General features: G+C 67.2%; 1 protein-coding gene. It reads right to left on the bottom strand.

Features of this window, described 5'->3' with window-relative positions; genetic code table 11:
- Positions 1–549 (bottom strand): MFS transporter (locus AC1DWF_RS37710; RefSeq protein ID WP_476843523.1); only part of this gene is annotated, 549 nt, incomplete at both ends.

Raw genomic sequence — 549 nt, 5'->3', positions numbered from 1 at the left:
GCGCGTGTAGCCCGCGGTAAAGGCCGCGAAGGCCGCGCTGAGCTGATGCCCCGCGAAGATCCAGCCGAAGACCAGGTTGGTCTTCTCGCCGAAGCGCTCGGCGGCCAGCTTCACCGTGGGCGGCACCGTCGCGATCCAGTCCAGCCCATAGAACATCGCGAAGAGCGAGAGCCCGTAGATCGAGAAATCCGTGAAGGGCAGGTCCAGCAGCGAAAGCCCGCGCAGCCCGTAATACCAGAAGAGCAGCCAGCGGCTGTCATAGCGGTCGGATAGCCAGCCCGAGCCGATCGTGCCGAAGAAGTCGAAGATGCCCATCATGGCCAGCACGCTCGCAGCGGCCACCGGCACCATGCCGAAATCGCCGCAGAGCGAGACGAAATGCGTCTGCACCAGCCCGTTGGTGCTGGCGCCGCAGATGAAGAAGGTGGCGAAGAGCACCCAGAAGGTCGGCGAGGCCGAGGCCTCGCGCAGCGCCACCAGCGGCGAGGCGAGCATCGCGCGGAAGCCCAGGAGCGGCGGCGCCGGGACAATCGCGTCGCCGCCATAGGG

It is taken from the genome of Aminobacter sp. P4_D5 (genome assembly GCF_056401815.1).
Note: the sequence above shows the minus strand (reverse complement) of the source record. Positions and strands in the feature narration are given on the sequence as shown.